Source organism: Streptomyces sp. adm13(2018), from assembly GCF_008042145.1.
Taxonomy (GTDB): Bacteria; Actinomycetota; Actinomycetes; order Streptomycetales; family Streptomycetaceae; genus Streptomyces.
In genome coordinates, this window is record NZ_RDBH01000114.1 from 334,678 (window position 1) to 342,952 (window position 8,275).

Here is an 8,275-nt window from a genome sequence, read left to right on the forward strand (position 1 = left end):
CCCCCGGTCGGCTCCCCCCGCTTGCGCAACGCCCCGGCGTCCGGAGCGTTAGAGGGGGCGGGGCGCGTCGTGCGCGCGTGCCCCGGCCCTTCGACGTCCGGGAGACCCTCATGCTGCGCCGCCTCGTCCTCGCGTCCCTCGCCACCGCCGCCGCCGGCACCGCCGGTCTCGGCCCGCTCCCGCCGCTGCCGCTGCTCTCCCCGCCCGAGAAGCTGACCGTGACCGTCGCCGAGAGCGGTCACCCGGACGCCGACGGCACCTTCGAGCTGAGGTGCGACGACCGGGTCGCCGGAAACCACCCGGCCCACCAGAACGCCTGCGACCGCCTCGACCGGCTCGCGGACGAGGGTGGCGACCCCTTCGCGCCCGTGCCCGAGGACGAGTTCTGCACCCAGGTGTACGGCGGTCCGGCCGTCGCCCACGTCACCGGCACCTGGCAGGGGCGCACGGTCGACGCCCGCTTCTCCCGCGCCAACGGCTGCGAGATCAACCGCTGGGAGAATCTGGAGCCTGTCCTTCCTCTTGTCCGGGGATGAGACGGGATGGGAGGCAATGAGACCGGGGCCCCTTCCCGCGGGCTCCCTTAGACTCCCTTCCGTGACAGGGTGCGGCCCGAGGGGCAAGATGGGGCCGGCCGGCCGATAGGGCATGCACGTTGCAGTGCGTCAGGGAGGAACGTCGTCGTGAGCAGCAGGCCATCCCGGGGCGCTGCTCGCCTCGCAGCCATACTCGACGCCCTGCCCGACGGCCTCGTGCTCGTCAACTGCAACGGCACGGTCGTCAACGCCAACACCATCGCCCTCGGCATGTTCGAGACCCCGGGCACCGCCCTCGTCGGACGCGGCCTGCTCGATCTCCTGCCCGGCTTCGACTCCCGGCTCATCCCCGGCTCCATGCGCCGCCCCGAGGGCACCGACGAGCGCGGCCGCACCAAGCCCACCCGGATGATCGCCCGCCGCACCGACGGCAGCGAGTTCGCCGTCGAGGTGACCAGCGCCAGCCTGGAGGACGGCCGCGAGGCCTACGACTCGTACGGCGGCTACACCGGCGACGAGCTGCTCATGCTGGTCGTCCGGGACCTCACCGGCACCCTCGACACCGAGGCCGAACTCGCCCGCTCGCAGCGTCAGACCGAGATGATCCTGCGCGCCGCCTCCGAGGGCGTCGTCGGCACGGACACCGACGGCCGCGTCGTCCTGGTCAACCCGGCCGCCGCCCAGATCCTCGGCTACCGCGCCGGCGAGCTCGGCGGCCAGGAGCTGCACCCGCTGATCCTGGCCAAGCGCTCGGACGGCGAGCCGTTCCCGTACGAGGAGTCGCCGCTCGCCGACACCCTCAAGTCCGGCCGCAAGCACCGCGTCCGCGGACAGGTCCTCTGGGCGAAGAAGGGTGACCGCGTGCCGGTCGACCTGACGACCGCCCCGGTGCGCGACGGCGACCAGCTCGTCGGCGCCGTCATGACCTTCACCGACCGCAGGCCGTACGAGCAGCTGGTCGAGGAGCACGCCGCCGAGATCAAGGAGATCACCGAGCGGAACACCGCCGAACTCGCCGACCGGGCCGAGCGGAACGCCGCCGACCGGGAGGCGCAGCAGGAGCGGTACGCCTCCCTCGCCGCCCGGCACGAGCAGCTCACGGCCGTCCTCGCCGATTCCCTGCGCGGCCCCCTCCAGGAGCTCCGCGGCCAGCTGGGCGCCCTCGCCGCGGACGACGCCGGACAGCTCTGGCCCGAGGCCAACCAGGTCCTGCACCACCTCGCCGCCGGATACGCCCGCATGACGGCCCTCGTCGACAACGTCCTGGGCTACCAGCGCCTGGACGCCGGCGCCGAGTCGCTGGACAAGCGCGTCGCGCTCCTCGACGGCATCGTCACGGCGGGCATCGACGGGGCGGTCGACCTGATCGGCCCCGGCCGCGCCCAGTTCGCCGTACACGCGCCGCCGATCGAGGCCGAGGTGGACGCGGCCCGGCTCTCCACCGCGCTCGCGCACCTGGTCGCCGACGTCGCGGGCGTCGACGCGACCGGCAAGAACCGCACCGCCGCCCCGGGCGCCGGACCGGCCGACTCCACGATCGTCGTCGCGGCCGCGCAGCGCGGTGACGTGGTCCGGATCGAGGTCCGGGGCCCGTACGCCGGCGGGGACCCGGTCCACGGACCGGTCGTCCGCGGCATCGTGGCGGCGCACGGCGGTGTCGTGCAGACCCACGAGGTGCCGGGGACGAGCGGCGGCGCGTACGTCCTCGAAGTCCCGCTCGGTACGGGCCGGGGCACGGTCCCGGCGACGGAGCAGGGCCCGCATGGGGCGCCCGGCTCGAACGGGTCGGACGGTGCGGCCCGCTTGGGCGGCGCGTCCGGGCCCATGGCGATCGGGCCCGGTGCGAGCGGGCCCGGTGCGGCCGACGGGCGCGTCGGTGGTGGTCGGGAGGCGCTCGCGCTGCCCGCGCAGGCCTCCGCCCCCGTCGCCCCGGGCGCGTCCGGCCTCCCCCCGATTCTCACCGTACTAGGCCTCCGGGGTCGAGGGCAAAGCCCGGCGCGCACGTCGTGGCGCCCACCGGAGCCGCACCCCAAGCCCCACAGAGCCCCGCGCCACGAGCCGGCCCGGCCTCGTCCGGCCTCCTCGCGGTCCCCGCACCTTCCGGCCCCTCCGGCGCGCCGGCGTCCTTCGGTCACCCGGTGGCGTCCTCCGGGGCCCCGGTGACGTCCGGTGTCCCCGCCGACTCCTCCGAGCCGTCCGGCGGCGGGCGGCGGCGGGCCCGGCGCGGCTCCACGGACGCCTTCCTGGAGAGCTCGGTCGCCCCCGAGACCGCCGCCGAGCCCAGCGGCCGCCGCCGGGCCCGTACGGCCGAAGCCCCCGGCGGACCCGCCGAACTGATCCCGGCCCAGCAGAACGCGGGCGTGGACCAGGCCGTCCCCGTCGGCGGCGCGGCCCCGGACGCCCCCGGCGGCTCCCTGGTCGAGCCCACCGGCCGCCGTCGCGGACGGCCCGCCGAAGGCTCGGTCGTGACCGCCGCCGAAGGCGCGCAGGGACGGGCCGCGCTCGGCGCCGCCGTACCGCCGCAGGGTGTCGCCGTCGACCCCTCCGGGGCTTCGTCGGCGCCCGCCCTCGCCCGCGCCCTGCCGGCCGTGGCCTCCGCCGACTCCGCGCCCGAGGCGCAGCCGAGCGGACGCCGCCGGCGTGCGCTCGCCGCCGCGCAGGAGCGCGCGGCCGCGGCCGAGGCCGGGCCCCGGACGCCGTTCGCGCTTCCGCCGGCCGATGCGGACCGGCCTGCGGACGAAGAGGCCACCCCCGCGCCCGTCGCGGCGCCGCTGCCGGTGTCCGACGAGAGCCGGCACGACGCCGTGGCCGTACGGGGTGTTCCGGACGCCGGACACATGCCTGCGCCGGTCCACCCGCACCCGCTGCCGCAGGGCGTGCCGACCGGGCGCCGCCGGGCCGTCGCACCCCCGCCGCCCGAGCCGGGGTCGGAGTCGGAGTCGGTCCAGGCCGCGCCCGCCGCGCAGCCCGAGCCCCGGAACAGCACCAGTTCAGGATCGGGGACCGGGGCCGGATCAGTGACCGGGACCGGGACCGGATCGGTGCCGCTGCCTCCCGAGCTGCCCATGCCGAAGGACTCGACCCAGGGGCGGGCGTTCAGCGTGCGCACCCTCGGGCAGGGCGTCCCCTTCGTGCCGCCGCCCCCGGCGGCGCCGCTGCCCGCCCCGGCGCCTTCCGGTCCGCCCTCCAGCGGTTCCAACGGCTCCGGCGGTTCCAACGGCTCCGGGCGGCGGCGCCGGCTCGCCACCCCGCCCGAGTCCGACCCGCCCGTGCCGGCCGCGCTCCCCGTGCCGGCCGGCGGCGAGGCCAGGCCGCACCCGCAGCCGGAGGCCCCGGCGCCGTCCCGTGCGCCCGAGGGACGCGCGTACGCCATKGGAGCGCCCGKCGAGGGSMCKGCCGAGGGGCCCGAGCCGCTCGACGGTCCCGGTGGCGCCGTCGAGGTCGCCAACCGGCCCGCGCCGCGCCCGGTCGYCGACGAACTCCCCCCGGAACCCCTCGACAACCCGCGCCGGCTGCTGGTCTGGCCCGCCCCCGACGTCTCCACCCAGCAGGCGCTGAGCGACCGGGGCTACCGCCCGGTGATCGTGCACTCCCGCGAGGAGGTGGACGCCCAGATCGCCGCCTTCCCGGCCGCGCTCTTCGTCGACCCGCTGACCGGGCCCATCACCCGTACCGCGCTCCAGTCGCTGCGTCAGGCCGCCGTGGCCGCCGAGGTTCCGGTGCTGCTCGCGGCGGGTCTGGGGCAGGCGACCCGGGAGGCCGCGTACGGCGCCGACCCGGCCGTACTCCTCAAGGCGCTCGCGCCGCGCGACAGCGAGCAGCACCCGTCCCGCGTCCTGCTCATCGAGGAGAACGAGGACATCGCGGAGGCGCTCGGCGCCACCCTGGAGCGGCGCGGGATGCAGGTCGCGCGGGCGGCCACGGACACCGAGGCGGTCACCCTCGCCACCCGGACGCGGCCGAACCTGGTGGTGATGGACCTGATGCAGGTGCGCCGCCGCCGGGCCGGGATCATCGACTGGCTGCGGGCGAACGGGCAGCTCAACCGCACTCCGCTCGTCGTCTACACCTCGGCCGACCTCGCCGAGGAGGAGCTGCCGAAGCTGTCCTCGGGCGAGACGGTCCTCTTCCTCGCGGAGCGCTCGAACAGCACCGAGGTGCAGGCCAGGATCGTCGATCTGCTCGCGAAGATCGGCACCAACTGACCGGAGACGGAAGAAGGGGGGAGGGCGGTCACCGCCCTCCCCCCTTCTTCGTTCCGCCTACAGCTCCGTCACGTCCAGCGCGCCCTCCGCGTACTGCCTGCGGATGACCTTCTTGTCGAACTTGCCGACGCTCGTCTTCGGCACCACCGGCACGATCGCCCAGCGCTCCGGGAGCTGCCACTTGGCGATGCCGCCCTCGTCGGCGAGGAAGGCCTTCAGCGTCTCGTAGTCCGCCGTGGCACCCTCCTTGAGCACGACGGTCGCCAGCGGCCGCTCGCCCCACTTCTCGTCCGGGACGGCGACGACGGCGGCCTCGGCGACGGCCGGGTGCGCCATGATCGCGTTCTCCAGCTCGACGCTGGAGATCCACTCGCCGCCGGACTTGATGACGTCCTTGGCGCGGTCGGTGAGGGTGAGGAAGCCATCGGGGCTGATCACGCCGACGTCACCGGTCTTGAGCCAGCCGTCCTCGCTGAACTTGTCCTCCGGGCGGATCGGCTCGCCGGCGGCGCCGCCGAAGTACGCGCCCGCGATCCAGGTGCCGCGCACCTCCAGCTCGCCGGCCGACTCGCCGTCCCAGGGCAGGTGCTCGCCCGCCGGGCCGACCAGCCGGGCCTCGACGCCGGCCGGGAAGCGGCCCTGCGTGACGCGGTACGGCCACTCCTCCTCGGCGGTCAGGCCGTGCGGAGGGTGGGCCATCGTGCCCAGCGGGGAGGTCTCCGTCATGCCCCAGGCGTGGCAGAGGCGGACGCCCAGCCGGTCGTACGCCTCCATCAGCGCGGGCGGACACGCCGCGCCGCCGATGGTGACCTGGGACATCGAGGAGAGGTCGCGGGGGTTCGCCGTGACCTCGGCGAGCAGGCCCTGCCAGATGGTGGGGACGGCGGCCGCGTGGGTCGGCCGCTCGCGCTCGATCATGTCGGCGAGCGGGGCCGGCTGGAGGAAACGGTCCGGCATCAGCATGTTGATGCCGGTCATGAAGGTGGCGTGCGGCAGGCCCCAGGCGTTGACGTGGAACTGCGGGACGACGACCAGGGTCGTGTCCCGGTCGGTCAGGCCCATCGACTCGGCCATGTTGACCTGCATCGAGTGCAGGTAGATCGAGCGGTGCGAGTAGACGACGCCCTTGGGGTCGCCCGTGGTGCCGGAGGTGTAGCACATCGCGGCGGCCGAACGCTCGTCCAGCTCCGGCCAGTCGTACGTGGTCGGGCGGCCGGCTATCAGCTCCTCGTAGTCGTGCACGCGGGCCGCCGCGCCGTCCAGGACGGAGCGGTCCCCTGGGCCGGCGACCACGATGTGCTCGATCGTGGGCAGGTGCGGCAGCAGCGGGGCGAGGAGGGGGAGCAGCGAGCCGTTCACGAGGACGACCCGGTCGGCGGCGTGGTTGACGATCCACACCAGCTGCTCGGGGGGAAGGCGGAGGTTCAGGGTGTGCAGGACCGCGCCCATGGAGGGGATCGCGAAGTAGGCCTCGACGTGCTCCGCGTTGTTCCACATCAGGGTCGCGACCCGCTGGTCGCCGACGACGCCGAGTTCGTCGCGCAGGGCGTTGGCAAGCTGGTGCGCGCGCTCCCCGGCCTCCGCGAACGTGCGGCGCTGCGGCTCGGGTTCCCCCGTCCAGGTGGTGATGATCGACTTTCCGTGAATCGTCATTCCGTGCTTCAGAATGCGGCTCACGGTCAGCTGTACGTCCTGCATGGTGCTGTACACGGGGCGTCCTCCCGGTGGGCGCTACGTGGCAGAAGGGGTGGGGAGATTCTGCGCACGTACCGCTCGGTATGTCACTACCCGAGAGTACGGAAATTGCCAGTGATCACTGGCAGGAGTAATGCGGCACGCCGGATATCGGACGGTTTCGCGTGTTTTCTCGTGCTGCGGCACGCTGCATGACGGCCCCTCGCGCCCCCTACCGGACGGGGGTCAGCTCCGGGTCCTCGCGGAGTTTGCCCAGTGCTCTCGACACCGCGCTCTTCACCGTGCCGACGGACACGCCCAGGATCTCGGCGGTCTGGGCCTCGCTCAGATCCTCGTAGTACCTGAGGACCACCATCTGGCGCTGCCGCTCGGGGAGCTTCAGCACCGCGCGCCACATCGCGTCGTGCAACACCTGCCGCTCCGCCGGGTCCGGCTCCGGGACGCCGGTCGGCTCGGGCAGCTCCTCGCAGGCGAACTCGTCCACCTTGCGCTTGCGCCACTGCGACGTGCGGGTGTTCAGCAGCGCGCGGCGGACGTAGCCGTCCAGGGCGCGGTGGTCCTCGATGCGCTCCCAGGCGACGAACGTCTTGGCCAGCGCCGTCTGGAGCAGGTCCTCGGCGTCGCAGGGGTTGGCGGTCAGGGAGCGCGCGGTGCGCAGGAGCACGGGCCCACGCGCCCGTACGTACGACGAGAAGGTCGGGAACGACGCGTACTGCGAGGCACCGGCGCAGACGGGGCCAGAGGGTGGCGGAGTCATGGCTCCACGCTAGGAGGGGAGGGGCGTCCTGCGGATCGGCCCCAGGTCCCGACCCGCAGTCCGCCTCAGGTTGTAGGGGTGGGGACGCCCCGACCTCCTCTGGGTGGAGACCCCTCGGGGCGCCGTCAGGGTCGGCGGACCGGTGGCGCCCCGTTCTCCGACCCGTTCCCGACCCCGTTCTCCGGCCTGTCCTCGACCCCGTTCTCCGGCCTGTCCTCGACCCCGCCCTCCGACCGCTCCTCGGCTCCGTCCTCCGTGCGGTTCTCGTCCCCGGCCTCCGCCCGTTCGGCGTCCTCGGTCACGCTCAGGGCCGAGGGGGCGACGCGGGCCACGGGCGCGTCCATCGTGTTCCGGTCGATGAGCATCCGACGGCCGCCGTACGTCTCGGCGACGTTGCCCGCGTACTGGTGGATCCGGGCGTGCGGCGTCCAGGCCTCCGGGTGCAGCACCGGCTCGGTGGCGAGGGCGGGCCGCCCCAGCCAGCGGGCGAACCACATCACGGCCGGCATGTCGGGCGTCCCCGCCCGCCGCGCCGCCTCGATGTCCCGCACCCCCGTGTCGGCGCTGCTGTAGAACCCGGGCAGGTAGCCGAGGCGGCGCACCTCGCGGTTCCAGGCGCGGACGAAGGAGAGGGTGGTCGCGGCGCAGCGCGCGTCGTCCTGCTGGTACGCCTCGATGTCGAGGTACAGCGGGCTGCTCGTGTCCAGGCCCAGGGCCCGCGCGGCCTTCACCGCCTCGGCCCCCTCGCGGGTGCCCTGGCCCGAGGGGTCGCTGCCGAGGGCGAACGGCCGCTTCGCGACGGCGTTCACGCACGGCGCCTGCGAACCGACGAACAGCGGCAGCAACCGCCAGCCCATGGCGTGCACGGAGGCGACCCAGGACGGGTTCAGCTCCCGCTGGACGGGACAGCCGCGGCCGCGCCCGCCGAAGTAGATCCCGAGGGCCCCGTAAGGCGAACCGCGCCAGGCGTCCATCACCGCGAGGGACGGCGCCTCACACGTGTCGAAGGCCCGCCCGGCGAAGTAGACGGGGGCAGCGGCGGCGCCCGGGCTTCCCGGGGCGCCGCCGCTGCCCCCGTCTAC

At 74.8% G+C, this 8,275-nt stretch carries 4 protein-coding genes and 1 pseudogene; 2 read left to right on the forward strand and 3 right to left on the reverse strand.

Annotated elements, in window-relative coordinates; genetic code table 11:
- Window positions 1-110 precede the first annotated feature (110 nt).
- Together EAO70_RS13845 and EAO70_RS40350 are read left to right on the forward strand one after the other, a co-directional pair.
- Window positions 111-536, forward strand: coding sequence for an SSI family serine proteinase inhibitor (locus EAO70_RS13845; RefSeq protein WP_148003477.1), 426 nt, complete (start codon window positions 111-113; stop codon window positions 534-536).
- 147 nt (window positions 537-683) lie between these two features.
- Window positions 684-4,741, forward strand: a pseudogene (locus tag EAO70_RS40350) (PAS domain-containing protein).
- A gap of 57 nt (window positions 4,742-4,798) precedes the next feature.
- On the opposite strand, the gene EAO70_RS13855 reads toward EAO70_RS40350, so the two are convergent.
- The 3 genes from EAO70_RS13855 to EAO70_RS13865 form a co-directional block, all read right to left on the reverse strand.
- On the reverse strand, window positions 4,799-6,451 hold the full coding sequence (locus EAO70_RS13855; RefSeq protein ID WP_148003270.1) for a long-chain fatty acid--CoA ligase: 1,653 nt from the start codon (window positions 6,449-6,451) through the stop codon (window positions 4,799-4,801).
- Window positions 6,452-6,647: 196 nt separating this feature from the next.
- Window positions 6,648-7,193 (reverse strand): SigE family RNA polymerase sigma factor, encoded by a 546-nt coding sequence (locus EAO70_RS13860; RefSeq protein WP_148003271.1) that lies wholly within the window; start codon window positions 7,191-7,193, stop codon window positions 6,648-6,650.
- A gap of 125 nt (window positions 7,194-7,318) precedes the next feature.
- Window positions 7,319-8,275, reverse strand: a 957-nt coding sequence (locus tag EAO70_RS13865; RefSeq protein WP_261992848.1) for a DUF1906 domain-containing protein, incomplete at its 5' end; no start/stop codon positions are given.

What these genes read in the sequence shown, in the direction of transcription:
- EAO70_RS13860 (WP_148003271.1), bottom strand. Translation starts at nt 7,193, where the DNA reads ATGACTCCGCCACCCTCTGGCCCCGTCTGCGCCGGTGCCTCGCAGTAC.
- EAO70_RS13845 (WP_148003477.1), top strand. Translation starts at nt 111, where the DNA reads ATGCTGCGCCGCCTCGTCCTCGCGTCCCTCGCCACCGCCGCCGCCGGC.